Consider the following 25,741-nt stretch of genomic DNA (forward strand, 5'->3'; position numbering starts at 1 on the left):
TTTCTAAGAATATAAATTAAATAAAAAGAGCGACTTAAGTCGCTCTTTTTTATCGTTATTAGTTAGTTTTTACCAACCACATTGTCTACCTTGGTTTTGCTCATCTAACCAAGTTTTAAGAGGTGCAAAGTAATCTAGGATTGCTGTGGCATCCATTTCAGGCTTACCTGTAAGAGATTCTAGCGCTTCTTGCCATGGTTTACTTTGACCCATTTCCAACATGTTATTTAATGCCGTACCTGCTTCTTTGCTGCCGTAGATAGAACAACGGTGGACAGGTCCTTCATCGCCAGCAATTTCACATAACGTTCTATGGAACTGGAATTGTAATATGTGTGCTAGGAAATAACGTGTATAAGGCGTATTTGCGGGTACGTGGTACTTAGCGCCTGGATCGAATGCGTCAGCTGGACGGTCTACCGGAGCCCTCAAACCTTGATATTTTTCACGTAGTTCCCACCAACCTGTATTGTACTGCTCAGGTGTAATCTCACCAGAAAATACTTTCCAACGCCATTGGTCAACCATCAAACCAAACGGCACAAATGCAATTTTGTCTAATGCTAATTTCAATAACATACCGATATCGTTGGAGGCATCAGGAATGGTATCGGCCAAACCAATTTCTTTTAAATATTTAGGCGTAATCGATAGTGAAATAGTATCGCCTATCGCTTCATGGAAACCATCGTTAGCAGAGCCTTGATATATCGTTGGTTGTTTATTATATGCGCGTTGATAATAATTGTGACCAAGTTCATGATGGATAGTGGCAAAGTCCTCTCCATTTTTCTGGATACACATTTTTATGCGCAGGTCATCAACGTTATCAAGATTCCATGCTGAAGCGTGACAAACCGCATCTCGTTCACTTGGTTTGGTGAACATGGAGCGTTCCCAAAAGGTATCAGGTAGGGGCTCAAAACCTAACGAAGAAAAGAATGATTCAGCTTGTTTAACCATCTTAACTTCATCGTAGTTATGCACTTTCAACGCTTCTGTCACATCGATGACTTGCATCTCTTGTTGGGGTTTTACTACATCGTAGATATTGCCCCAAGATTGCCCCCACATATTTCCAAGTAAGTGCGCTGGAATAGGTTTGTCTTGTGGTACGATATCTTCACCGTATTGTTCACCTAACTCAGCACGAACATGACAGTGTAACGCTTCATAAAACGGTTTTACTTGTCCCCATAACCGGTCAAGTTCTTGTGCAAATGCATCCGCTTCCATATCATAACTGCCACGCCACATTTCACTCAGATCTTTTTTACCTAATTCTTGAGCGCCTAAGTTCGCAAGTTCGGTTTGTTCTGCATATAGAGCTTTCATAGGAGGAGATACTTGACGCCAGCCTTCCCACAACTCTAATAAAAGTTTAGGGTCGCGTTCAGTGGCCATCATATTAGACATGTCAGTTAGGCTAAAACACTCATCTTCATTTCGACAGTATTTCCCTGCGCCGTACATACCACCTAACTCTGAACCAATCTTAGCTAAACGGGCTGATTTTTCTGGATCTTCCGGGGCAGGCATAACCAAGCCGTTGGTCATAAGATTCAGCTTTCGTCTCGTGTCCGCATCTACTTCAACTGAATTAAACTTGGCAGACTCTTTTGCATAGTTAGTCGCTTTAGCAGTTAATTTTTCATTAAAATAAGCACTTAACGCCGCTGTGTCTTGGTTTATATAGGTTTGATATGCCCATTCTGCCTGAGCCGCTGGGATAAGTAATTCGCCAATATCTTGTTGGGCTTTTTCAACAAACTGCTGCGCATCTTTTTTAGTTAATGCTTGCGGCTCAGTCGTGGTGGTTTTTTCTTGTTTGTCCCCACATGCAACCAAGCCAAGGGCAGCAATAACAAATAGTGCACTTTGAGTGCGTTTGAAAATCATGTTGTTTTCCTCATAAAAACAGAAATAAAAAAGCGGCCAATAAGCCGCTTTAATCGTCTATCGCAGTGCATTGTACAAATTAACGAGGCAGTTTTGAACCAGGATTTCTCGCCATAATTTGCTCTTCCCAATAAGCTTTCACTGAAAAATCGCTTTTGCTTTTAGCCTTTTTAGTTGCTTTAGGTTTTGCTGCTGCTTTTTTGGTCTTGCTAGGGGCTGCCTTTTCAGACTTTGTCGTCTTGGACTTAGCACCAGCGTTGGCTTCTAACTCAGCCGTCATTTCTTCAAGCGCCGCTAAACGAACATTTTTAGCACCATCGATACTATACCAACCACCTTTAGCTTCAATCGACGGCTCTTTGCCGTTTGCAGATTTGTATGCTTTAGTAAATTGTTCAATAATTTGATCTTTATCCTGTGTGCTCATCGTTTGGTCTTCACCTTATTGATTTATTAAAAGTTTGATATAGTGCGATAGCTTTTATACCGTGTTTTTAGATTAATGTCTAATTTCGACATTTTTGTGTATAAATTGATACTAAATTGTTAAGAGGGTATATGACTATCAATAATCAAGAATTGTTGAGCCATTTAAATCAGTTGCTAAAACCTGAAAAAATTAAGGATTATTGCCCTAACGGTTTACAAGTTGAGGGTAAAGCTGAAATTAAAAAAATCGTTACAGGAGTAACTGCCTGCCAGGAACTAATTAATCGCGCTATAGAAGTTAAAGCAGATGCCATTTTCGTTCACCATGGTTATTTTTGGCGTGGTGAAAATCCTTGTATTACCGGCATGAAACGTCAACGAATAAAGGATTTAATTGCTAATGATATCAATCTTTTTGGCTATCATTTGCCTTTGGATATACACCCCGAGTTAGGCAATAACGCGCAACTGGCAAAGCTTTTGAAAATTGAAACCAGTGGTGGTTTAGAGCGCAGCAACCCGTTTAGTGTAGCCATGCAAGGGCATTTCTCATCTCCTTTAACGTTGATTGAAGTTGCACAAAATATTGAAAGTACATTAAGTCGTAAACCCCTTTGTATAAGTGGCGGTGAGCATAAGATAAAAACGGTTGCATGGTGTACCGGCGGCGGTCAAAGTTATATTGAAATGGCAGCAGAGCAGGGGATTGATGCGTTTATAAGTGGTGAAATATCGGAACAAACGGTACATACCGCCAGAGAAATGGGGATTCATTATATTGCTGCTGGCCATCATGCGACTGAGCGCTATGGTGCTAAGGCTGTAGGTGAACATTTAGCCAGCAACTTTGATTTAGATGTCATGTTTATCGATATTGATAATCCAGTTTAAAACCAACTTTTAATTTTCACCCAAGTATTGCCCATCCACTCGTACCACCAACGTTCAAAATGATAAATGTTTTTTGAACTTGGTAAAAAATAACCACTCCCTTCGTCGTCCGAGTCACGTATCAAATGCTCAGTCGGTGCGGGGATAGGGTTTAATTTCTGTTGTTCAAATAGCAAAACAGCTCGCTTCATGTGCGACGCTGACGTCACTAGTGCAAAAGGTTGGTCTGCTATTGTAGCGCGTAAATTTTCCGCTTCTTCTTCCGTATCCTGAGATAATGAAACTTCAATAATGCGATGTTTTGGTATTCCCATAGCAATTAAAAATTGCGCATTCATATAGGCATTACTAAATGTTTGTCTACCCACATTACCTGAAGTGATAATTGATGCTTGCGGATTATATTGCAATATTCTAATAGCCTCAGTTGCCCGGATTAGCGAACAGGGAGACAACTGAGACGTTACTGGGACAGCTCTATCATTAACGTGACTGCATCCCAACACTACAATGTATTTTACTTTTTGAGAAAGATCGAACTGTGGGTGTTGACGCTCCAAGGAATACAATAGGTTACTAGGCAGAGGTGCAAAGGAGACAGCTAATAGCCCAACAACCCCAACGCTTAAAAATATGTTTGCCTTACGATATTTTTTTCGCCAAATAAAAAAGCACGCAGCTAGCAAGAAAAATATGATTATCGGCATGGGCATTAAAAACACACCAATAAACTTTTTAATTACAAATAAATCCACGTAAACTGACCTCCATTAACCGTCATCTAAAGTGGTAGCGTTTGCTTCACCCGTTTTTAGTTTCATTATGAGTAAAAATACAGATCAAAGTTTTGATACCTTGATGCATAAATTTGCACACAATATTTATGGTTCTAGCAAAGGAAAATTGCGTCACGAATTATTAGTCAATAATTTATGGCAGTATATCAAGCCTGAAGGTGAACCGCTTGAAATAATCGATGTAGGTGGAGGCACCGGAATAATGTGTAAAACTCTGCTGGAGTTGGGGCATACACTTACATTTAACGATTTATCCGCTGATGCGGTTACCATGGCTAAACAGAACCTAGCTGATTATCAAAATGTGACGTTTCATTGTGGTTCACTAAATGCGCTCAATGATTCAAAGCAGTTTGATATGGTGATATGTCATGCAGTATTGGAATGGCTAAGTTCACCATTTGACGCTATTACTAGCTTGATAGACTTAGTTAAGCCAGGTGGAATCATATCGCTTAGCTTTTTTAATAAAGATGCACATCGTTTTGGTAATTTATTGTATGGAAACTTCGATTACGTTGAAGCAGATATGAAAAATAAAAATACCGTACGTCTTAACCCCAATAATGCTCTTGAACCAAAACAAGTATTAGCACATCTGGAGGAGCTACCGGTTAACGTTTTAAATACCTACGGTATCCGTTGTTTTCACGATTATCTTCGAGATATTTCTAAACAAACCAGTGAATACGAAAAAATTAAAGCGGCAGAAATAAAATATGGTCATTTGGAGCCATATAAGTGGTTAGGTAAATATTTCCAAGTGGTTATTCAGTGCTGACTTTATCACTGGATTATTGTTTATCACTAAACTAGAAACGTATTTGGGTCGGTCTTGCTTTGCTCTGCTAGAGCTAAGTTATTGAGTGTTGTCGAGGCGATTTGTTGTAACGCTTCATGGGTAAAAAAACCTTGATGACCGGTCACCAAAACATTCGGAAAACCCACTAATCTGTCAAAAATATCGTCTTGCATAATCTCCCAGGATTTATCTTCGAAAAATAGTTCCGACTCCATTTCATACACATCTAATCCTAAAAGCCCGATTTTACGCTCTTTTAAGCCTCTAATAACCGCTTTACTGTCTATTAGTCCGCCCCGCGAGGTGTTAATTAGCATTACCCCGCATTTCATTTTACTAATGGTTTCGTCATTAATCATATGTTGGCTTTGTTCGGTTAATGGACAATGCAAACTTATGATATCCGCTTGTGCTAAAAGTTGAGGAAATTCAACAAACTCGACATCTAAGTTTTCTTTGTCTTGGCAAATCGGATCATAGACAATTACCTTACAGCCTAGTCCCAACAAGATGTTGATAACACATTTGCCTATCTTCCCAAAGCCAACGATACCAACCGTTTTAGCATAGAAATTGAACCCGATTAAACCGTCGAGACTAAAGTTGTTTTCACGAACACGATTATAAGCTTTGTGGAGCTTTCTATTTAACGTCATCATTAACGCAATCGTATGCTCAGCGACTGCTTCAGGTGAATACGCAGGCACTCGAGACACCTTTATCCCCAACTGCTTGGCTTGTTGTAAATCGACATTGTTAAATCCAGCGCATCGTAACGCAATATGTTTAACTCCCAAATCACTCAGCCGTGAAATAACTTGACTGTCAACACAGTCATTCACAAACACACAAATCGCATCATACCCTTCACACAAAGCGACAGTTTCTGCTGACAATCTGGCTTCCTGGAAATCCAAATTGAAATCATATTGAATATTTTGTTTAGTGAAGTACTCAACATCATGAGATTTACTGCTTAAAAAAAGTGTTTTCATCGAGTTAGTCTCTTCATGTTAGTTTGGGATTATAAGGATAACCACTACAACAATGCTTCAATATCTTTTTCAATCGCACCAGGTTTAGTTTTAGGTGCATATCTTCCTACCACTTTTCCTTCTTTGTTAACGAGAAATTTTGTGAAATTCCACTTAACACTCTTACTGCCAAGTAACCCAGGTGCCTGATTTTTTAAAAATTCATACAAAGGTGAGGCGTTTTTACCGTTCACATCTGATTTTTTGAAAAGAGGAAAATCCAAATTGAAATTTAAACTACAAAATTGTTCTATTTCAGAATCTGAGCCTGGCTCTTGGTGACCAAATTGATCGCATGGAAAGCCGAGCACTTCTAGTCCTTGCGCCTTGTATTTTGTATACAGCGCTTGTAAACCATCATATTGTGGAGTGAAACCACACTTACTTGCGGTATTGACAATTAACAGCACTTTTCCTTGATAGTCCGATAATGGTTTTAATTCACCATTATTTAGAGGCATTTGAAAATCGTAAATTGTGTTCGACATAGGGTAAACTCGATATAGGTGTTGTAAGGCGATTGAACGATTTCTATTGTTATAGATAAAAACCAAACTTGTTCAATTTATTCGCATTGAAAGATACATAATGGGGCTAGTCAGGATAGAGGTCAATAAGTGTTGGTAATACTTACCTAGGATTTAGTTGGTTTGAAAAAATAGGCGGCGTAGATAAGTTGGTAAACCATCTAAGGGTTCTTAAGTGAATGACTCCTAACTCAATCTATTTAGGCTTAGAAAAAATCTGACAGTCGCAAAAGAGCGAAGAAAGGACATTGATGATCATAAAAATGTCCAAATCATATTAGCTTGATAATGACACCTAATTGTTAACCAAACCGATGTGTTTAAATTATATTTCCTCTATTAATATCCTACTATTTATTGGTCTAGTGACTTCCACATTTTGGTGACATTTTAGTCACATTGGTTTTGCTAGTATCCCATCATCTCATCAATTAAATTCGCTTGAATGTTGGAGGAAGACGATATGAGCAAGCAATTGAAACGAGTGTTATGGCTATCAAATAGAGGAGCGTCATTATGAGCTGGCAAGGTGATAAACTATCGTGGCTGCTGGTTTTGTGGGTAGTCATTTTTAGCGTCCCACTGTTTTCCTACGCAGCAGAGGCTCCTGGTGCACTAACTATTATCGTAACGTCGCAAAAAACGGAACGACCACTTTCCAACGTACAAGTTATTCTTAAAGAGCGAGAAACCGCGTCAATTCAAACACTAACTACTGATAAACAGGGGCGCATTGTTGTTGATTCGCTAGATCCGGGTTTATACGCCTTAACACTAAAGAAAGATGGCTTTGCTCTACTTTATGAGCCGAGTATTCGTGTAGTTACTCGCAAGAATATGAAAGTAGAGCTCGAGCTAAACGAACAAATTATTGAGGTGATCGAGGTACGAGCACAACAAGCAGATAAAGCTGGTTCAGGTTCAAACACCTATCTAGATAGAGAAGCATTACGTGGTGCTGTCGGTGGTGGTGCTGATCCTTTACTTTCATTAGATGGATTGCCGGGTTTAGCATCTTCAAGTGAATTCGCTAGCTTCAGTGTTCGAGGGCGCGGACCAAGAGATAATTTGGTATTTGTGGATGATTTCCCTTTCGATAAGGCTGTCCACTTTGATGCAACTTTAGGAGAAGAGGAAGATGTTGGCGGTGGTGGTCGATTCTCCATATTTGCGCCTAATGTTATCGGTGGTGCTGAGTTTTCTCCCGGTGGTTGGGGACCAGCATATGGGGGACGCGCTGCATCATTACTTAAGCTTGATGTTGCCGATGGGAATCCAAGTCCATCTGCAAGCTTCCGTTACGATCTCGCAGGCTACGAAGTGGGTTACGATGGCCCTATGGGCAAAACAGAAGACGCGACTTTACTGTTTTCTGCTCGCCGATTAGATTTCGGTCAATTATTTGAAACTATAGAAGAATTAGATATAGGTAACCCAATTTTAAGAGATGTCATTTTAAAGTCAGTAATACCGATAAATCAGAAGCACACCGTAGAAGTTTTGTTAATCGATACACATGAAGATTATACCCGCGATGTGACTCATGTTTTTGCATCCCCTAACTTTGAGGATGTTGCTCTTCAAAATGCTGAACAAGATAGTGATTTATATGGTTTAACCTTGCGTTCATTTGTTGGCGAGGCATCGGTTTGGACTAATAAAGTATACTATCGTGAAAGTGATAAACTCAGCTCAGAAGGAGAAGCATTCCCTGATCTCGTCCCAGAGGGAACACCTGCCTCAGACTTTCCTGTACGTGAAGGTATTATTGCCATCAGTGAAGGTGAAAAAGAACTTGGCTGGAGAAGTGATTTTGAAACTGAAAATCAATGGGGTATGTTCAGCACAGGTGTTAGAGTCAGTCAAATTGAATTGGATTACAGCACGGTTTTAGATGGTGATTGGATTCGGTTTGTTTATGATGACGATGATTTTAGACCCGATTCCACACAGCATTATATTGTACTAACACCGGAAAATATGGATTCTTCAAAACGTCAAAAGGAAACTAACTATGCTGGCTATGTAAATCAAGTATTTGAATTTGATAGCTGGAACTTTGGAACGGGGGTGCGCTTTGAACAGGACGGCTTTGCTGACGAAAGTTTGGTTTCACCTCGACTTAACATTAACTGGATGCCAAATGACTCCGTTAAATATTTTGCCACGGCGGGGATTTTTCATCAGTCACCACGTTATTTAGATATTGCTGCTAATGAAACTAATGATTTAAAGAATGAAAAAATCACCCATAGCAGCATTGGCTTTCAATATTTTTCGAATAGTAATTGGTCTGTGTTAACGGAGGCTTATTACCAAAGCCTTGATGATCTTGTGGTTGACTTTGACCGAGCTAGTGGTACGTATGCCAATGTCGGGGATGGAACGTCATATGGAGTAGACATTGTCGTAAATGCCACTATTTTTGAAGGGCTTTACGCAACCACTACCTATTCTTACAATGATGCGGTTGTTGATCGCAAAGATGGCCGTGGTGATGTTAGTGCTGAATTCAGTCGGGAGCACGTTGCGACTGTTGGGCTGACATGGGAAATTAACGACCGTTGGAAAGTTGCTGGTCGTTACAAGTACCTTTCTGGTTTGCCTGATGATGAGTTTATAATTCACGAAAATGTATTGGGTGATGGACAACCGTTACGTTATTCCAAAGAAATCATTGAACGTAATGTTAGCCGTAAAAGTGGCGCTGGAATATTTAACGTACGTGTTGATTATCGCAGAGCTTTCGGCCCGATCGATATGACAGCGTTTCTTGATATCATTAATGTCACAGCTGCTTCCTCAAATGATGAAAGTGAGTTTGACTACCGTCGTGGTGTTGTTGTTAAAGATGACAGCGAAGCTGAGCCGCTTATTGGTTTACGGCTAGATTACGCTTGGTAGGAGCAGAAATTAAAGGGGGGTTAGCATGGCACAAGCGCTTGATTATCCAGCAATTCGAGCATTGATTGTAGAAGACAATCGTGACATTTGTGAAAACATTTCTGCATACCTTGAAAAGTATCGCTTCATTCTAGATTTTGCTTACGATGGTATCAGCGCAATGCATCTAGCAAAAACGAATACGTTTGATGTGATTGTTTTAGACCTAATGCTTCCAGGCATGGATGGTTTACGCTTTTGCCAAAATTTACGCACTGAGGCTGAAGTTGAAACGCCTGTTCTCATTTTAACCGCCAAAGACACTCTCGAAGACAAACTAAAAGGATTTGAAGCAGGGGCTGATGACTACTTGATCAAGCCCTTTGCATTGCAAGAGCTTCATGCTCGACTTCAAGCACTATACAAACGTAGCCTTGGTAAGAAAGACAAGCTATTAGAAGTTGGCGAATTAACCCTTAATCGCTCAACATTAACAGTGCACCGTGCAGGAAAACGTATCGACTTGAGTCCTATAAGTATGAAACTCTTACAACGATTAATGGAAGAGTCACCGTCTGTTGTAGCTCGTAATACACTTGAAACTTTGCTGTGGGCAGATGAACACCCTGATGGTGATGCGCTTCGATCTCATATGTACAAGCTTAGGCAGGCCATTGACAAACCCTTTAAAAAACCGCTTATTCATACCATACACCGAGTTGGTTACCGACTTACTGAAGAAGTGTAGTCATGTATAGGTACAGTTTACGAAAGCGAGTCGCAATTGCATTTGCCGTATGTGTTGCAATGCTCAGTGTGGTTTGGGGCTTTGCTTTTTTTACAGCAATCAAACTCAGTGAAGACCGTGTATTAACACGTCAACTTGAACATGCGGTTGAAGGCTATCCAATTATGCCTGCAAATATTGTTGTTTATGAGAATGTCGATAACTTACCTGAATCGCTGAAGTTGTGGGCGCAGGCTCGTCCTAAAGTCGGCGTATACGAGTTTGAAAGCGCTGAGTTGCATGTCGCTGTTATTCAGCCTGTCAATTCTTCTCATAATGTATTTGTTGTTTTCGATGTTGAAGGTATTGAGGCTGAATCATCTGAGGACTGGTTGTGGCTACTTGGTATTACTATTGTGGTGGGAACGCTTGGAACACTAGGGTTTGGGCTTGGCGTTATTGTGATGCGCAGAGCCGTGGCACCGGTGACACAACTTGCAAAAACTGTGTCAAAGATAAATCCAGAACAATTAACAGATGAAGACCATAAACGCATTGAAGCCAAAAATTTTGGTGATGATGAGGTAGGCGTTCTTGCTAGAACATTAGAGCAAACTTTAGAGCGGGTTGGAGCATTTGTTGAAAGAGAGCGCTATTTTACAGCTGCTGCCAGTCATGAGTTGCGAACGCCAATTACAGTAATAACTGGTGCGATAGAATTACTTGAATTGATTGAGCTCTCAGATGAGGATAAAAAAATACTAGATCGCCTCAGACGTGCAAACCTCGATATGAAAACCACCATTGAAATGTTTTTGTGCCTTGCCCGTGAAACAGATGAAGGTTTATATAATGAGCTGTTTTTTGTGATGCCTCTGGTAAATAAAGCAGTTGAGCAACAGCGTCATTTGTTAAACCGCAAAAGTATAGAGTTAGATATTGAAAAACTTGCCAATCCTAAAATTTATGGCCATCCCCCGGCATTTTTTATTACGGTCAATAACCTCATTCGAAATGCATTTGAGCACACACTATTAGAACAGGCCAAAATCTCTATTTTGGTTAAGGAAAATGAGCTTTTAATCACTAATCAACTCACCATTAAAAATAATGAGAGTAATATGTTCATTGAGCCAGCTTTAGCTCAGGGGTATGGATTAGGATTAGGTATTGTGCAAAGATTATGTGAACGCAATGAATGGTCATTTTCATTGAATTTAGAAGATGGCAGTATGGTTGCTCAGTTATCATGGTAAGCTTTTTTCTTAGCTAATCCCCTTCATCACTAGCAACGACACGACTAACTAACCAATAACGCCAATCAGGAGTTAATGAGCGGCGAGCTTGTAAAACAAGTACAAATCCTTCTTCTTGATTACCAAGGCCATCTAACCTGCCATCGTCATAGTCACTTTCTTCTCGGTCTTCTTCACCCTTGGTTAAATCATCAACAGGTGGAAGGGAACTAAAACAGATTTTTTATTGTGCTAATACTGCGTTACTAAAGGTAAATCGTATGAGCCATAAAACGGCTAAATATATAATTTTTCTATAAGACTAATTCAATTTATTATATGGGATGTTATATAGCTAGGTAACGTATTCGCTGAGGAAATGGTTCTCTATTAATTTTATATTTTCTCTTCTAATATAGTGTTTTTACAAAAAGCACTTACGTCCGAGTTTGGCACATTTCTGACTGTCAGATTAGGTCTAAAGCATTTGACCATGAGCTTAAGCTACTACATCTTAAATGAGAGGCTCGTAATTCCATTGGTGGCCTTCATAATGAATTTTAGCTTTTGCGTATTCTCGTTCAGCTCGCCAAGTTCTATTGTTCAGTTTTACCACGACACCTGCATATAAACGTTTATTAGCGATTAACTTAATTTCTTGCTGATATGTTTCTTTAGCTAATTTCAGTTTGACTGCTTTTTCTTCCAACCAAGCTAAGAGCTGAGACTCACTTTTAAACATTTCTTCAGCTTCTGCCAATTTACGTTTAAGTTCAGGATGAATTTTTTTGCTACGAATTAATTCAAACTTATCTTTGTGTCGAGAGTTGTTATTACGTAACTGTTGCAATAACTCCTCTACCGTATCTCGCCTTTCCAACAGGTTGTTGAAGCCCTGACTAAAGTCAATATTGAGATGACTGCCAGATACCGCTCCTAACGTGCCTGCGGTGATGCTTGCTTTACACTGTATATCACAAGCGAAAAGGTTGCCGTTGGGTTTATCAACCGGACCTACTGTTACGCCGCCGCCACACACTATTTTGCTATAAGCTAACTGCCGTCCTATGGTTACGTTGCCGTTACATTGAATATTAAGACCTTGTCCATGCTGCACATGAATGCTGCCTTCGGCGGTAAGTTTAGTGCTGAACTCTGTACTATGTTCGTTTACTTTACCCATAGCACCTTCTGTGATTATTATGTCTCCGCCAGCTTTGATGGTGGCCGACTCAACAAATCCATTGATAGTGACATCACCGCTGGCGGTGATCTCCATTTTTTCAGTTACATCGCCATTAACTAGTACCGCGCCATCGTACTTAATATTACCTGTACCAACATTTACGCCCTTGCATATAAAGGTGTCATCGACCCACATTTTTTCATTTTGAAACTTCGGCATACCAGTAATAGCTGCTAGATATAAATTTTCATCTTTATCACTGCTTTTAATGCCATCACCCGGTCGGAATTTGATCCAACTGCCAGGTTTTGGGGCAATGACATCACCTTTGACTGTAAAACCACTGCGTCCTTTGGTAGGTGGTTCTCTGCGCAGTACTTCTGTATTTGCTTTAACACATATAACATCACCTAAGTTGCGCATATCTACACGTGTTGAACTGCTACTTTGCGGCCTTAAAATCCTTTCCAGTGCATTAGGTACAAGTGGCTTTAATTTGGAATCTTTGCCATTTTTTACTGGAAGCCCCTTAGCAAATAGATCGTCAACAATGGTGCCTGGTTGGGATTTCTTAGCTGAAATAGCCACTTTTTTAAGTATTTTTTTGCTGATCCCTCTAGTCACACCTTTTTCAGTGGCTAGATTCATTAATTCTTTTGGGGAAGGGGAGTGACCGCCATATGCTGAACTGATGGAAATAAACGCGACCATGTCGTTATCTTCGACACGAAACCTTACAACCGCGTCTTTTTTTTCTGCGACCACTTCCTTGATAACGTGTTCGCTATTTTCTTTGCGGGCTTTCACTAAAAGTTCGACGGCATTAATGACGTTTTCATCTGACAAATATAAGTTAGCGAATTGACTGTTTTCAAATTCACTAATCAATGCTTTTGCATCAACTTTAGCGTCTACTTCGCTTGGTTGAATAAGCAAATTTAAATATACGCCACTTTCATCAAGTTGAAAATCAATGCCCTTCATTACTACCACCTGAAATTAATCTGATTTACTGCTTACTGTTTTATCGACAATAAAGATAAATATATTAATTTAATAATTACTTAGCAGATTACTTACTAACCAATGGCTTACGTTAGTAAGTACGCTATAAACCTTATATCATATTTAAGCCAGTTTGACGTCACATTATTTACCCAAATACTAACGGCCTTATCTTCTATTGCTAGAGACTTTCTGCGTATTGATGCAAGGCTCTAATAATTGCTCTTTTATCTGGATTGTTTTGGTACTCAAAAGTCAGTTCTTCAAGCAAACCTAAGTATTCGGGAAGCCGTATACTGGCCGGCGAATCTGGATCGGTTAATCGATACTGCCTGTGTCGTTGCCATTTAATAACTTCTTCTTCACTTAAACTTAATGGATAGTTTCTGGCACGATAACGAAACAACAATGTATTTAATCTAGGGTCAGAAAATCCCCAATCTTTGCTGCCTAAATTAGTAGGATCCATCTGATGAATTTGAGTTAATTTACTTCGATCTGAATCACTAAGAAAACCGCCAGAATATAGAGCGTAATCTGGATCAATAGAATCTTCTGATTTTCTTTCTTGTGAATATAGTGAAATCAGTTTATCGGCTAGGCTGACTTGGCTCTTCAATAAGGCCAAATTTTGCAAACATTGATTACGATCAATTCCTAATCGCTGCGCATTTTCTTCTGTTAAGGTTTTTGCTGGGGCAACGATAGGGCACTTGTTTAAATGTAGTAATTTAATCGGTAATCGTTGCTGACCTTCTTCTAATTCAGAATTCGGTTGATATAGTCTGGTTTTTATTTGTTCTATATCTAAGTCAAATAATGGTTGCGGATCTAAAGCCAAGTTAAGACAAATCACCGCATTTTTGTTAATCGGGTGATAGGCAATGGGTAAAATCCAAGTACAACAGCCGTTAATAGCGGGTAGTTTTGACGAAATGTGGACCAACGGGATCTGACTTTCGAGATTTATTTGTTCAGCTACATTACGCTTTGTTCTGAGGTTAAAGATATAGTCATAAAGTTTGGGTTGCGTTTGTTTTACCAATTTTGCAATGGCGATGGTGGCATAAACATCTGATAACGCGTCATGAGCGTCAGCGTGGGAAATTTGATTCGCTTGTGTAAGATCTTCAAGTTTAAAACTGGGTGTTCCATCATCTTTATATACCCAATTAATTCCTTCGGGTCTAAGTGCGTAGCATGCACGCACTAAGTCAATAATATCCCATCTGCTATTGCCATTTTGCCATTCACGCGCATATGGATCATGTAAATTGCGATAAAGCGTATTTCGTGTCACTTCATCGTCAAACCGAATGCTATTGTAACCCGCACTGCAGGTTCCCGGTTTTGCCATTTGCTCAAGTATTTTTTTGATAAATTCAGCTTCAACTAAACCATCTCGCAAAGTCAATTGTGGTGTGATGCCAGTGACTAAAGCGGCATAAGGATTAGGCAGGTAATCATTTGGAATTTGCGAGTACCATTTCACTGGTTTCTCAATGATATTCAAATCGAGGTCCGTTCTTATCCCGGCAAATTGACAAGGAAAATCTTTTTGTGGGTTCACTCCCCAAGTTTCATAATCATGCCAAAGGATTGATTGGTGTTTATTATTATTCATAGCTATTTTTTAATTGTCCACTTGGCGTTGTTTTTGTTGATGAAATAGTGTTGAAAACGTCTAAAAATGTTCAAATTTATTTGGCTCAGTTTGACGGTGTTATGGTTTTAGAATACAAGTTTACGCCTATTAAAAATGATGATGAAAATGTTAAATATGGGTTTTAACGATAGCATTTTATAAATGCATAAAAATAAAATACATAGTAAACCCTTTGAGCTGTCAGATCGAGATTCATTCAGTGTATGCGTTTCAGTAAATAAAAACATTTGCTAAAACTGATAAAACAGGATGCAACCAAAGTGAACTTTGACTATACCGAAAAAGCCACTGATAAGCGGCTGGTTGCTTTTACCTATATATAGAGCGACTTCTACGCGCTGGATAAAGGCGTGTTGTATAGCATGACGTATCAACGTCTTACTCATTTTTTATAGAGAAACCAATAGGTTCTGCTGAGCGGATGATGGAAGTTTGATTAATCTCTTTAAATATAAAGAAAATTTATTAAAAAAGTTATGTTTTTTAATTGGTTACGACTATCTTTAATATAAGCGATTGTGTGTATCTATTAAATAATCAAAAAAGCAATACACGTTCGAAGCTAAGGAGAAAGGGTGGAATCATTACAAGTTAATAATTATATGAATCGGAGACCCGTAACATTCACAGACGAGATGCCGGTAGCAGAGGCCGTAGAGCGACTATTAACCGGTAATCAATCTGGTGGTGCGGTTCTAAATCCACGTAAAAAAGTCGTTGGATTTTTATCAGAAAAAGATTGTATCGCACGCATGATTACATCTAGTTATTATCGAGAGCAAGTTGCCCGCGTGAAAGATATAATGAAGACAGATGTAATGGCAGTGAAGCCGTACGATTCAATTATTGAGGTGGCACAACGGTTTTTAAATGAAGGTACAAAATTGTATCCAGTGGTAGATGATGACGGTTACTTTTTAGGAACAATTAGCCGAGCAGATGTATTGTATGCAATCGATGTACAACTGCGAGACGGCTATAAACGCGCTTAAAATAGCCTAATTTATTACATTGCTGGAAATTTGTTAGCGTTTCTTCTAGGATCCGTTGCGTTTTAACGCTTCGTATTTTAGAGAGTATTTTGTCTAACACCTTGAATAATGTAATACCCAGTCGTGATGAGCTCCAAAAGCAATTAAAAAATTGCCTTGGTAGTGATAAGTTTCGCCTTCAAAAACGGCTCACTCGGCTTAAAGCTGACGCTTCAGATTCCCAGAGGTTATCTATTGCTGTAGCGATCGAGCAATCTATTTTGCAGCGTCAAACAAAACAGCAAAATATTCCTGAAATTAACTACCCCGATTTACCTGTCAGTGAACACCGGCAGGATATACAAGACGCTATCGCAAATAATCAGGTGGTTATTATTGCTGGAGAAACTGGTTCCGGTAAAACGACCCAAATTCCTAAAATATGTTTGCAATTGGGAAGAGGTGTGGATGGACTTATTGGGCACACTCAACCAAGGCGTTTAGCTGCCAGAACAGTCGCAGGGCGTATTGCTGAAGAACTAGATACGACGGTAGGGCAAAAAGTCGGTTTTAAAGTCAGGTTTTCAGATCAGGTAGGTGATGATACCTACGTAAAATTGATGACAGACGGCATTCTGCTTGCAGAAATCCAAGCGGACAGATACTTAAATCAATATGACACTTTGATCATAGATGAAGCCCACGAACGCAGCCTCAATATCGATTTTATCCTTGGTTATTTAAAGCAATTATTACCAAAAAGACCAGACTTAAAGCTCATCATCACCTCAGCAACTATTGATCCGGAACGGTTTTCCAAGCACTTTAACAATGCCCCGATTATTCAGGTTAGTGGCCGTAGCTATCCAGTAGAGGTACGCTATAAACCCCTGCAAGAAAGTGATGAAGACAGCGATCAAATACAAGGTATTATCGACGCGGTCAAAGAATTAGAGCGTGAAAAACGTGGTGATATATTGGTTTTTCTAAGTGGTGAACGCGAAATTCGTGATACCGCTGATGCGTTAATTAAACAGAAATTTAAGGGGACGGAAGTACTTCCTCTCTATGCCAGATTATCCGTAGCCGAACAAAACCGTATTTTCCAATCGCACGGCAGTCGGCGTATTGTATTGGCAACCAACGTGGCAGAAACGTCGTTGACGGTACCGGGAATTAAATATGTTATTGATCCAGGATTTGCTAGGCTTTCTCGTTATAGCTATCGAAGTAAAGTACAACGGCTTCCTATAGAAGCAATATCGCAAGCTTCTGCCAACCAAAGGGCTGGTCGTTGCGGACGTGTCTCAGAAGGGATTTGTATTCGCTTGTACTCGGAAGATGACTTTCTTAGTCGTCCAGAATTTACGGATCCGGAAATTTTAAGAACAAATCTGGCGTCTGTCATTTTACAAATGTTGTCCTTAAAGTTAGGCAGTATTCAAGACTTTCCATTTGTACAACCTCCCGATAATCGCTTTATCAATGACGGCTTCCGTTTACTGGAAGAATTAACTGCTGTTGAAAAACAACAGGGTAAACTCAGCTTAACCGAGACAGGACGTCAAATTGCTAAATTACCAGTAGACCCGCGTTACGCTCGAATGGTAGTCGAAGGCGGTCGCAATAATTGTGTGTCTGAATTAATCATTATTGCTGCTGGTTTAAGTATTCAAGATCCCAGAGAACGTCCACAAGACAAACGTGCTGCAGCAGATCAACAACACGAGATTTATGCGAATAAACAGTCTGATTTCATAGCTTTGTTAAACCTATGGCAAGACTTTAAGCAGCAACAAAAAGCGTTAACCGCGAATCAACTTCGTAAATGGTGTCGCAATCATTTTATTAACTATTTGAGAATGCGAGAATGGCAAGACGTCGTTAGTCAACTTAAAAAATCCATTGTTGAAATTGGATTTAGGTTGAATAGTCAGGAAGCCAGCTTTGAAGATGTTCATAAAGCCATATTATCGGGTCTATTGTCGCATGTAGGCTTTAAAGATAAAGAGCGTGAGTTTGATGGGGCTCGGGGCTCGAAATTTATGATTTTTCCGGGTTCCAACCTTGCTAAAAAACCACCTAAGTGGACTATGGTCGCTGAGTTGGTTGAAACTTCACGTTTATTCGGTCGGGTTGCAGCAAAAATAGAACCTGAATGGATTGAACCCTTAGCCAAACACCTAACCAAATATCAGTACAGTGAGCCGACTTGGTCTAAAAAACGTGGTGCAGTACAAGCCCTAGAAAAAGTGTTACTTTTTGGTTTGAGCATCGTCAATAATCGACAGGTAAACTACAGTCAAATTGACCCAATCATAAGCCGTGAAATTTTTATAACTGACGCGCTGGTTAACGCAGACACTAAACTAAGTTATGAGTTTATTCATTATAACCAATCACTTATTGAAGATATTCAGCTTCTAGAAGAAAAATCACGACGTCGTGATGTGTTAGTTGATGAACAAGAGTTAGTGTCTTTTTATGAACAAATCATACCTGCTCATGTGTGTAGTGAAAGTAGTTTTAAAAAGTGGTGGAACAAGGCAGATAAAACAGTTCAGGAAAGTTTAAAGTATGATCCTGAAAAGCTTAAAAAACACCAAGCTGAACAAGTAAATGAGCTCAACTTTCCAGATAGTTGGCAGCAAAACAATTTAAACTTATCACTTAGTTATTGTTTTGAACCCAATCAGGTTGATGATGGTGTGAGCTTGATTATTCCTTTGCCCATTTTGAATCAACTGGATGAAACAGGTTTTGATTGGCTTATACCGGGATTTCGTCATGAATTGATAGTGACCTTAATAAAGTCTCTGCCGAAACGGTTAAGGCGTAATTTTGTACCTGCACCGAATTTTGCAGATGCCTGCATGTTAGATATGCCAGTTAAAGATACTAAGGGCAATGCTCTGTCATTTCTGGAAGCTTTAAGTAAAAAATTGCTAAAAATGACCGGTGTCACAGTAGAAGAACAGGAGTGGCAATGGCAATCTTTACCTGATCATCTGAAGTTCAATTTCAAGGTGGTAGATGGAAAAGGGAATTTACTTAAGCAGGGTAGAGATTTATATGTATTAAAGTACGGTTTGCAGGAAAAAATTAGTTCTACTTTGCAAAAAGCTGCCACACCAGAAATCGAAAAAGCCGGATTGACACAATGGGATTTTAATTCTCTTGAAAATGAGTACATCGATAATTCTCAAGGCTATGAAGTTAAAGCGTATCCAGCGCTGGTAGATGATAAAAAAAGTGTTGCCATAAAATTATTTGAAACACCAGAAAAAGCGCAAAGTGTGCATCGCCTGGGCGTTCGACGATTATTGATGCTAAATATTCCTTCTCCACTTAGTTATTTAAAAGAAAAGTTACCAAATAAAGCTAAGCTAGGTTTGTATTTTAATCCATTTGGGCAAATACAAGCATTAATCAATGATTGTATCGAGGCAGGGGTTGACCATTTAATCGACGTTTTTGAAGCCGAACACAAAACCACTATTCGTTCGCCCGAGTTATTTGAACAAGCAAGAGATTACGTCAGAAAAGAAATAAATGATGTGGTACTAGAAATTGCTAAGAAAGTTGAGGTGGGTTTAACCCAAGCACATCAAATTCAGAAAAAGTTAAAAGGGAATGTTCCATTAACTATGATTAGTGCGCATGGCGATATTAAACAGCATTTAAATGCGTTGGTCTTTCCAGGTTTTGTGGCCCAATTTGGGATTGCTAAAATTGATGATTGGAATCGTTATATAAAAGGGATTGCAAGGCGTTTAGAAAAGTTACCCATTGATCCCAATAAAGATCGTTTGCATCAAATTAATATTGAAAAAGTACAAACGAAATATGTTGCCGCTTTGAATAAAATACCAGAGGGAAAATCAGTACCGGCTGAGCTTGCCCAAGTTCGTTGGATGATTGAAGAATTGCGTATTTCCTTTTTTGCTCAACAATTAGGTACCCCAATGCCAATTTCTATTAAGCGTATAGATAATCAATTGCTATCATTTTGAACAATGTTCGTTGACTTTATTAGCGATGCACCCTATAAAAGTCATAGGTGTTTTTTGTTAGGAAGAGGTAGAAGATGTTGGGATACGATGATAAGCGCAACTTTTTTCGGATGATGTTGAATTCACCCTGTGAATTAACCGTTCATGATGACGAGTCAACGCGCTCCATACCTGCTGTTTGTAAGGATATTAGCGCCACCGGTATGTCATTTGAAGTAGAAGAAGAGTCTGTTGAAATTGGAACGCGTGTTGATGTTGCTATCGAATCAACGAGTAGCCAAATTCCATCTCTAAATGCCAAAGCAAAAGTGGTTAGATGCGACAGTAGTACGGACAGCAGTTGTATTATTGGCGTAGAAATTAGCGAAATGAATTAGCCTCAGAATAGATACCAAGTGGTGAATAACAACTTGGTATCTATTGATTCTTTGTTTTTAAGTTAACTCACTTTGCACACTAACCCTTTTAAATAAAATCCTTCGGGGTAGTTACTCGCCACTGGATGATCTGCTGATTGACCTAACTTCTCTAGAAAGTGCACGGTTTTATTCGCATCCAGTGCCGCATCGGCGACCACTTTTTGAAACAAATCAGACGACATCAATCCTGAGCAGCTAAAAGTCAGTAGCGTACCACCTGGATTTAGAATCTTCATTGCGAGCATATTGATATCTTTATAACCGCGACAAGCTCGATTAAGAGATGCCTTTGAATCAACGAATTTGGGTGGATCAAGCACGATCATGTCAAATGTTGTACCGTTATCTCGGTATTCTCTAAGCGCTTCAAAAACATCTTTCTTTATAAAGTCGGCTTTACCCACGTCTAAATTATTAATTTCAAGATTACGTTTTGCCGTTGCCAATGCGTTTTCTGACACATCCATATTAACCACTCTAGCTGCGCCAGCTTTTAGTGCATAACAGGCAAATGTACCGGTATAACTAAAACAATTTAAAACACTATTCCCTTTTGCATAGCTCGCTGCAACCGCTCGATTATCTCGTTGATCTAAATAAAATCCAGTTTTGTGTCCCTGCTTTAAGTCGACAATAATCTTTACGTCGTTTTCCTCTATAACGACTTCGTCGGGAACCTCTCCATGCAAGGTTTGGACGATTTCTGGCAGCCCTTCTTTCGCTCTAACTGCAACATCACTACGTTCTAAAATACTGCACTCAGGAAATCGTTTAATTAATGCCCATACAATTTTTTTGCGATGTTTTTCAGCACCGGCTGAGAGCAATTGGCAAACGATGACGTTTGCATATTTATCAATAGTAATGCCTGGCAAGCCGTCGGACTCTGCGGCAACAAGTCTAAATCCAGTCAATCCGTGTTTGGCAATTATCGGCTGACGCAGGGCAATTGCTTGATCGATTTTACGTAAAAAGAAGCCATTATCGATAACTTCAGTTTGCTCAAAAGACCACACTCTAACTTGTATTTGAGATTGTGCAGACCAAGCACCTTTAGCTAAGAATTCTCCGCTATCACTCAAGATATCAACGGTATCGCCATTGCGCGCAATCCCTTTACATTCGTTTATCGCACTAGCAAAAATCCAAGGATGTTTGCGTAATAATGATTTTTCACGGTTTGGGTGAAGGATAACGGAAGCGCTCATGAATTTTCCAAAATGGGAGTAATTTTGAGATTGTACAATAGTCACTATATGATAGCTAAACTGGATTTTTACCTCGCGTTTCTTTTCAAATACAAAAATGCTTAGGAGTTTCATTTGGACTATCAACAATCGATGACATTTGTAGATTTTGTTAAAGGTGAATCTGCTCAATCACTCAATCTAAGTAAAACGAAAATTCCTTCAATTACGGCCAATGAAGTGTTAGTAAAAGTGAATGCTTTTGGTATTAACCGTGCGGACACTTTGCAACGCCAAGGACGTTATCCACCGCCAAAAGGTGAAAGCGAGATTTTAGGGTTAGAAATTGCAGGCGTTGTAGAGGATGTTGGTGAAAATGTTTCATCAATCAACAAAGGTGATAGGGTGTTTGGGTTAGTCGCTGGAGGTGGATATGCACAATACGCGAAAATTCTAAGCCATCACGTTATTAAAACCCCATCTAATATAAGTTGCATTGAAGCGGCTGGCATTGCTGAAGTATTTTTAACTGCGTATCAAAGTTTGTGTGAAATAGGGCAACTTAAGCAAGGGCAGGGGGCGTTAATTCATGCGGGAGCAAGTGGTGTTGGACTTGCAGCTATTCAATTGGCAAATCTGATTGGAGCAACTATTGCGGTTACAGCATCTTCGCAGCAAAAATTGCAGGTGTGTGCTGAACGCGGCGCTAAATATCTGGTTAATTATCAACAACAGGATTTTGCCGACTTTTTGACCTCGAAAGGTTTTCAAGCTGATGTCGTGCTCGATTTTATTGGCTCTGAATATACTAATCGAAGTCTTAAACTGCTTAATATTGATGGATGTATAATTCAACTTGCCATGTTAAATGGTCGCTACGGTGATAATTTAGACATGGGATTATTGTTAGGAAAGCGGGCAAAAATTCAAGGTTCCACATTGCGAAACCGAAGTGACGAATATAAAAGCCAACTTATAAGCAATTTTACCACGCGTTTTTTAGGTGAGTTCAAATCAAAAAATCTTACTGCAGTAATTGATACGGTTTACCCTGTGCATGACGTTGCTAAAGCCCACGCCAGAATGGAAGAAAATGACACTATTGGTAAATTGATCTGTAGTTGGTAGCTCAAAGAACACTACCAACTACGGAATAGGTTATACAAAGCCGCTGTCTTCGAGTAGATTTTTCGATTCGGCCGCAGTTCTGGCTAATTCGTCGCAACGTTCATTTTCAGGGTGGCCTGAATGACCTTTAACCCATTGCCAGTCAATTTTGTGTTTTTCAGCTAATGCATCTAATCGTTTCCATAGATCGGCATTTTTCACGGCTTTTTTATCAGAAGTGCGCCAGCCGTTTTTCTTCCAGTTTTTAATCCACTGATTAATTCCGTTTTTTACATATTGGCTGTCAGTTGTTAACGTCACCTGACAGGCTTCAGTTAAGGTATTCAAAGCCTCGATTGCGGCCAACAATTCCATTCTATTGTTAGTTGTGTGCTTAAACCCTTGACTAATTTCTTTATTATGTTGGTTAAATTTTAATACTGCGCCATAGCCACCGGGCCCCGGATTACCTAGGCAAGAACCGTCTGTAAAAATTGTAATATGCTTCATGGAAATATTCGTGATTTAATGTTGTAGGCAAGTATAATGATTGCAAATACTAATTGCACTTGAGTTGAGTTAAATTAAATGCGTCAAATCGTTCTAGATACGGAAACTACCGGAATTGATCCCAAACAGGGGCACAGAATAATTGAGATTGGTTGTGTTGAGTTAATCAACAGAAAGCTAACCGGTAATCACTTTCATGTGTACATCAACCCGGAACGTATAGTAGAAGCGGAAGCGATTGAAGTGCATGGGATTACCAATGAGTATTTGGCGGACAAACCTAAATTTAGAGAAGTGCAAGAAGGCTTTATTAATTTTATTAAAGGGGCTCAATTAGTTATCCATAATGCACCATTCGACGTAGGGTTTATGGATCATGAATTTCAATTAGTAAATAGTATCAACCCGGTAAAAACCCACGAGATTTGCACTGTACTAGATACGCTGACCTTGGCCAGAGAGCTCCATCCAGGGCAGAAAAACAACCTTGATGCTTTGTGTAAAAGGTATGGAATCGACAACTCACATCGTGAGCTGCATGGCGCATTACTGGATTCAGAAATCTTAGCAGATGTTTATTTGTTAATGACTGGGGGGCAAACCGATCTTAATTTGAGCGGTAAGAAAGCCAGTGAAAATAATGAAGACCAGTCTACTTCTATACAACGTTTAGATTCAAACCGAAAAGCATTCAAGATTATACAAGCATCTGCCGATGAATTAGAACAACATAATGCACGATTAAAGCTAATAGAGGACAGTAGTGGTTCTTGCATCTGGCGCCAGCCACATTAACTTCAACACCATTTTAACGGCACTTGTTTTGCTGTTTTCGCTTAGTGTAAACCCTGTTTATGCTCAAGCGCCCTTGGAAGACGCTAAACAGCCTATTCAAACATTAGGTGATGAGTATCACAACAGCATTAAATTATTACAAAACCGCTTTCGAATAGACTACAAAGTTGACGAGATTACCATGGTGTTTTTTCGTGAGTTCGGAAGTGCGCCTGTGGTGTTGGTGAAACCGGATGGTTCGAAAATTTTTGAAGCTGATGCAGATGGCGAAAATATTTTTTGGTATGACGCAAGTACCTATGATCTTATCAATATAAAAAATCCCACTCCTGGGCCTTGGCAAGCAGTAGGCCAAATATTACCTGATAGCAGAGTGATGGTAATCAGTGATATTGAACTGCATGCCAGTCCGTTACCTGAGGTTTTATTTTCCGGAGAAATACTCAAGCAAAGTGCAAAGCTGACCAATGGCGGAGCACCGATAAACAATGCAGAGTTTAGGGATGTAGTTTCATTAGAAATTAAATTTGTCAGTACAAATAACCCCAACTACAACAACTTCGGCGCAGAAGTAGCAACCATCGCGACTTTTGAAGATAACGGTCGGGGTATGGATGAAACCCCTTTGGATGGTATCTTTACAGGTCAATTCAATTTGTCTGTGGCAAACGGTGAATGGCGTCCGGTTTTTGTTGTGAATACGCCTATGTTAACCAGAGAGCAGGTTGATCCACCGTTAATGCTGTACCCTAATCCGATTAAGATAAGCATGATCGAAGATGGAGGAGGGGACGGTTATCACAAATTAATTATTGATGCCCAACGCGAATACGTAGATATGAAAACGCTGTTAATCGATGGCAAAGTGCGTTTTCCAAATGGGGATGTGCAAAACTTCTCACTCACAGAGCAAACTGCTGACGCGAGAGAATACTTGATAGTTAATTATGAATCGGGTGTTTACCGAATAAAATTAACTGCATATGGTAATACAAAAAGCGGTCGTGATTTTATTTTAGACGTTCCTGAATATACGTATTTGGTAGAAGAGCCTGAAGTAGCGCTCGTTCAGCAACAAGGTGAAGTTGATGATCAACTGACACAATTAAATTCTGAGCGTGAAGAATCGCTAAGTACGGACCTCCCTAATCCTCCAGAAAAGGAATCCATGTCTTCAACTTTATTTTGGGGATTAATTATCGGCATTAATTTAGCCATCTTAGTGATTGGCAGTTTGGCCCTTTGGATGTATTTGAAACCCACGAAAAAGTTTAAAGAATCTGATGTTTCTCAAATAAAAGATAAAACCCCAAGTTTAATTGACAAACTAAAAGATTTATTTAGAAAAAAAACTAGCCAGCCAGTTGAGATTAATACGTCTGTTAATCAGGTTGACGTTAACGGTATTCTGGATTTGTCACTGCCGAAAAAGAAATAGATATTTCATTTTGGTTTTTTTACAAAGCCGCTTTACGAAAAGTAATTTCATCTTTTTTCGCGCTAAAAATGCTGTATTTGCACAAAATTAAATCAAATAGATACATAAGCTTCGGATATACGAAAAAACTGGTTGACTCACCAATAGTGAACCCTTATTATCTGCGCCGCGGTTGGCTAGGGGGTTATTTCAATCTAGTTAGCAGCGTTTCAATAGGTCA

At 39.5% G+C, this 25,741-nt stretch carries 21 protein-coding genes; 12 read left to right on the top strand and 9 right to left on the bottom strand.

Annotated elements, in window-relative coordinates:
• Window positions 1–69: 69 nt before the first annotated feature.
• Window positions 70–1,899, bottom strand: a complete 1,830-nt coding sequence (locus GLIP_RS08125; RefSeq protein ID WP_008844128.1) for a M2 family metallopeptidase — start codon at window positions 1,897–1,899, stop codon at window positions 70–72.
• 79 nt (window positions 1,900–1,978) lie between these two features.
• Complete coding sequence (locus tag GLIP_RS08130; RefSeq protein WP_008844129.1) at window positions 1,979–2,326, bottom strand: hypothetical protein; 348 nt, start codon at window positions 2,324–2,326, stop codon at window positions 1,979–1,981.
• A gap of 131 nt (window positions 2,327–2,457) precedes the next feature.
• Here GLIP_RS08130 and GLIP_RS08135 point away from each other — a divergent pair, with 131 nt between their 5' ends.
• Complete coding sequence (locus GLIP_RS08135) at window positions 2,458–3,219, top strand: Nif3-like dinuclear metal center hexameric protein (RefSeq protein ID WP_008844130.1); 762 nt, start codon at window positions 2,458–2,460, stop codon at window positions 3,217–3,219.
• Here GLIP_RS08135 and elyC read toward each other — a convergent pair.
• The gene (elyC, locus tag GLIP_RS08140) at window positions 3,216–3,974 is read right to left on the bottom strand and encodes an envelope biogenesis factor ElyC (protein ID WP_008844131.1); all 759 of its coding nucleotides are present in this window, start codon (window positions 3,972–3,974) and stop codon (window positions 3,216–3,218) included. The two genes, GLIP_RS08135 and elyC, sit on opposite strands and share 4 nt — an antisense overlap.
• 67 nt (window positions 3,975–4,041) lie before the next feature.
• On the opposite strand from elyC, the gene GLIP_RS08145 reads away from it, so the two are divergent.
• The gene (locus GLIP_RS08145; protein ID WP_008844132.1) at window positions 4,042–4,797 is read left to right on the top strand and encodes a methyltransferase domain-containing protein; all 756 of its coding nucleotides are present in this window, start codon (window positions 4,042–4,044) and stop codon (window positions 4,795–4,797) included.
• Between the two features lie 26 nt (window positions 4,798–4,823).
• Here GLIP_RS08145 and GLIP_RS08150 read toward each other — a convergent pair whose 3' ends face one another.
• Complete coding sequence (locus tag GLIP_RS08150) at window positions 4,824–5,813, bottom strand: 2-hydroxyacid dehydrogenase (RefSeq protein WP_008844133.1); 990 nt, start codon at window positions 5,811–5,813, stop codon at window positions 4,824–4,826.
• 44 nt (window positions 5,814–5,857) lie between these two features.
• A complete protein-coding gene (locus GLIP_RS08155; RefSeq protein ID WP_040522343.1) occupies window positions 5,858–6,340 on the bottom strand; it encodes a glutathione peroxidase in 483 nt (160 codons plus the stop codon).
• Window positions 6,341–6,895: 555 nt separating this feature from the next.
• On the opposite strand from GLIP_RS08155, the gene GLIP_RS08160 reads away from it, so the two are divergent.
• From GLIP_RS08160 to GLIP_RS21900, 4 genes are all read left to right on the top strand, one after another.
• The gene (locus tag GLIP_RS08160; protein WP_008844135.1) at window positions 6,896–9,283 is read left to right on the top strand and encodes a carboxypeptidase regulatory-like domain-containing protein; all 2,388 of its coding nucleotides are present in this window, start codon (window positions 6,896–6,898) and stop codon (window positions 9,281–9,283) included.
• 25 nt (window positions 9,284–9,308) lie between these two features.
• The gene (locus GLIP_RS08165) at window positions 9,309–10,010 is read left to right on the top strand and encodes a response regulator transcription factor (RefSeq protein WP_008844136.1); all 702 of its coding nucleotides are present in this window, start codon (window positions 9,309–9,311) and stop codon (window positions 10,008–10,010) included.
• A 2-nt stretch (window positions 10,011–10,012) separates the two neighbouring features.
• Window positions 10,013–11,245 carry a sensor histidine kinase gene (locus tag GLIP_RS08170; RefSeq protein WP_040522346.1) on the top strand — a complete coding sequence of 411 codons (1,233 nt, stop codon included), beginning with the start codon at window positions 10,013–10,015 and terminating at the stop codon, window positions 11,243–11,245.
• A 75-nt stretch (window positions 11,246–11,320) separates the two neighbouring features.
• On the top strand, window positions 11,321–11,458 hold the full coding sequence (locus tag GLIP_RS21900; protein ID WP_153886296.1) for a hypothetical protein: 138 nt from the start codon (window positions 11,321–11,323) through the stop codon (window positions 11,456–11,458).
• Window positions 11,459–11,738: 280 nt separating this feature from the next.
• Here the strand turns inward: GLIP_RS21900 and GLIP_RS08175 are convergent, their stop codons facing one another.
• Window positions 11,739–13,394 carry a DUF342 domain-containing protein gene (locus GLIP_RS08175; protein ID WP_008844138.1) on the bottom strand — a complete coding sequence of 552 codons (1,656 nt, stop codon included), beginning with the start codon at window positions 13,392–13,394 and terminating at the stop codon, window positions 11,739–11,741.
• Between the two features lie 202 nt (window positions 13,395–13,596).
• Window positions 13,597–15,039: an exodeoxyribonuclease I gene (sbcB, locus tag GLIP_RS08180; protein ID WP_008844139.1), complete on the bottom strand. Its 1,443-nt coding sequence runs from the start codon at window positions 15,037–15,039 to the stop codon at window positions 13,597–13,599.
• 617 nt (window positions 15,040–15,656) lie between these two features.
• Here sbcB and GLIP_RS08185 point away from each other — a divergent pair.
• The 3 genes from GLIP_RS08185 (at window position 15,657) to GLIP_RS08195 (ending at window position 20,442) form a co-directional block, all read left to right on the top strand.
• Window positions 15,657–16,073, top strand: coding sequence for a CBS domain-containing protein (locus GLIP_RS08185; protein WP_008844141.1), 417 nt, complete (start codon window positions 15,657–15,659; stop codon window positions 16,071–16,073).
• An 89-nt stretch (window positions 16,074–16,162) separates the two neighbouring features.
• Window positions 16,163–20,065 (top strand): ATP-dependent RNA helicase HrpA, encoded by a 3,903-nt coding sequence (gene hrpA, locus GLIP_RS08190; protein WP_008844142.1) that lies wholly within the window; start codon window positions 16,163–16,165, stop codon window positions 20,063–20,065.
• 74 nt (window positions 20,066–20,139) lie between these two features.
• Complete coding sequence (locus GLIP_RS08195; protein WP_008844143.1) at window positions 20,140–20,442, top strand: PilZ domain-containing protein; 303 nt, start codon at window positions 20,140–20,142, stop codon at window positions 20,440–20,442.
• A gap of 62 nt (window positions 20,443–20,504) precedes the next feature.
• Here GLIP_RS08195 and GLIP_RS08200 read toward each other — a convergent pair whose 3' ends face one another.
• Window positions 20,505–21,692: a class I SAM-dependent rRNA methyltransferase gene (locus GLIP_RS08200; RefSeq protein WP_008844144.1), complete on the bottom strand. Its 1,188-nt coding sequence runs from the start codon at window positions 21,690–21,692 to the stop codon at window positions 20,505–20,507.
• 132 nt (window positions 21,693–21,824) lie between these two features.
• Here GLIP_RS08200 and GLIP_RS08205 point away from each other — a divergent pair, with 132 nt between their 5' ends.
• Window positions 21,825–22,799, top strand: coding sequence for an NAD(P)H-quinone oxidoreductase (locus tag GLIP_RS08205; protein WP_040522422.1), 975 nt, complete (start codon window positions 21,825–21,827; stop codon window positions 22,797–22,799).
• 30 nt (window positions 22,800–22,829) lie between these two features.
• Here the strand turns inward: GLIP_RS08205 and rnhA are convergent, their stop codons facing one another.
• A complete protein-coding gene (rnhA, locus tag GLIP_RS08210) occupies window positions 22,830–23,288 on the bottom strand; it encodes a ribonuclease HI (protein ID WP_008844146.1) in 459 nt (152 codons plus the stop codon).
• 78 nt (window positions 23,289–23,366) lie between these two features.
• Between rnhA and dnaQ the strand changes: the two genes are divergently transcribed.
• Together dnaQ and GLIP_RS08220 are read left to right on the top strand one after the other, a co-directional pair.
• Window positions 23,367–24,083, top strand: coding sequence for a DNA polymerase III subunit epsilon (gene dnaQ, locus GLIP_RS08215; RefSeq protein WP_008844147.1), 717 nt, complete (start codon window positions 23,367–23,369; stop codon window positions 24,081–24,083).
• The gene (locus tag GLIP_RS08220) at window positions 24,052–25,521 is read left to right on the top strand and encodes a TIGR03503 family protein (protein ID WP_008844148.1); all 1,470 of its coding nucleotides are present in this window, start codon (window positions 24,052–24,054) and stop codon (window positions 25,519–25,521) included. The genes dnaQ and GLIP_RS08220 overlap by 32 nt, the downstream gene beginning before the upstream one ends.
• Window positions 25,522–25,741 lie beyond the last annotated feature (220 nt).

The organism is Aliiglaciecola lipolytica E3 (assembly GCF_000314975.1).
Classification (GTDB): domain Bacteria; phylum Pseudomonadota; class Gammaproteobacteria; order Enterobacterales; family Alteromonadaceae; genus Aliiglaciecola; species Aliiglaciecola lipolytica.

What these genes read in the sequence shown, in the direction of transcription:
- GLIP_RS08125 (WP_008844128.1), bottom strand. Translation starts at nt 1,899, where the DNA reads ATGATTTTCAAACGCACTCAAAGTGCACTATTTGTTATTGCTGCCCTT.
- GLIP_RS08130 (WP_008844129.1), bottom strand. Translation starts at nt 2,326, where the DNA reads ATGAGCACACAGGATAAAGATCAAATTATTGAACAATTTACTAAAGCA.
- GLIP_RS08135 (WP_008844130.1), top strand. Translation starts at nt 2,458, where the DNA reads ATGACTATCAATAATCAAGAATTGTTGAGCCATTTAAATCAGTTGCTA.
- GLIP_RS08145 (WP_008844132.1), top strand. Translation starts at nt 4,042, where the DNA reads ATGAGTAAAAATACAGATCAAAGTTTTGATACCTTGATGCATAAATTT.
- GLIP_RS08150 (WP_008844133.1), bottom strand. Translation starts at nt 5,813, where the DNA reads ATGAAAACACTTTTTTTAAGCAGTAAATCTCATGATGTTGAGTACTTC.
- GLIP_RS08155 (WP_040522343.1), bottom strand. Translation starts at nt 6,340, where the DNA reads ATGTCGAACACAATTTACGATTTTCAAATGCCTCTAAATAATGGTGAA.
- GLIP_RS08160 (WP_008844135.1), top strand. Translation starts at nt 6,896, where the DNA reads ATGAGCTGGCAAGGTGATAAACTATCGTGGCTGCTGGTTTTGTGGGTA.
- GLIP_RS08165 (WP_008844136.1), top strand. Translation starts at nt 9,309, where the DNA reads ATGGCACAAGCGCTTGATTATCCAGCAATTCGAGCATTGATTGTAGAA.
- GLIP_RS08170 (WP_040522346.1), top strand. Translation starts at nt 10,013, where the DNA reads ATGTATAGGTACAGTTTACGAAAGCGAGTCGCAATTGCATTTGCCGTA.
- GLIP_RS21900 (WP_153886296.1), top strand. Translation starts at nt 11,321, where the DNA reads ATGAGCGGCGAGCTTGTAAAACAAGTACAAATCCTTCTTCTTGATTAC.
- GLIP_RS08175 (WP_008844138.1), bottom strand. Translation starts at nt 13,394, where the DNA reads ATGAAGGGCATTGATTTTCAACTTGATGAAAGTGGCGTATATTTAAAT.
- sbcB (WP_008844139.1), bottom strand. Translation starts at nt 15,039, where the DNA reads ATGAATAATAATAAACACCAATCAATCCTTTGGCATGATTATGAAACT.
- GLIP_RS08195 (WP_008844143.1), top strand. Translation starts at nt 20,140, where the DNA reads ATGTTGGGATACGATGATAAGCGCAACTTTTTTCGGATGATGTTGAAT.
- GLIP_RS08200 (WP_008844144.1), bottom strand. Translation starts at nt 21,692, where the DNA reads ATGAGCGCTTCCGTTATCCTTCACCCAAACCGTGAAAAATCATTATTA.
- GLIP_RS08205 (WP_040522422.1), top strand. Translation starts at nt 21,825, where the DNA reads ATGACATTTGTAGATTTTGTTAAAGGTGAATCTGCTCAATCACTCAAT.
- rnhA (WP_008844146.1), bottom strand. Translation starts at nt 23,288, where the DNA reads ATGAAGCATATTACAATTTTTACAGACGGTTCTTGCCTAGGTAATCCG.
- dnaQ (WP_008844147.1), top strand. Translation starts at nt 23,367, where the DNA reads ATGCGTCAAATCGTTCTAGATACGGAAACTACCGGAATTGATCCCAAA.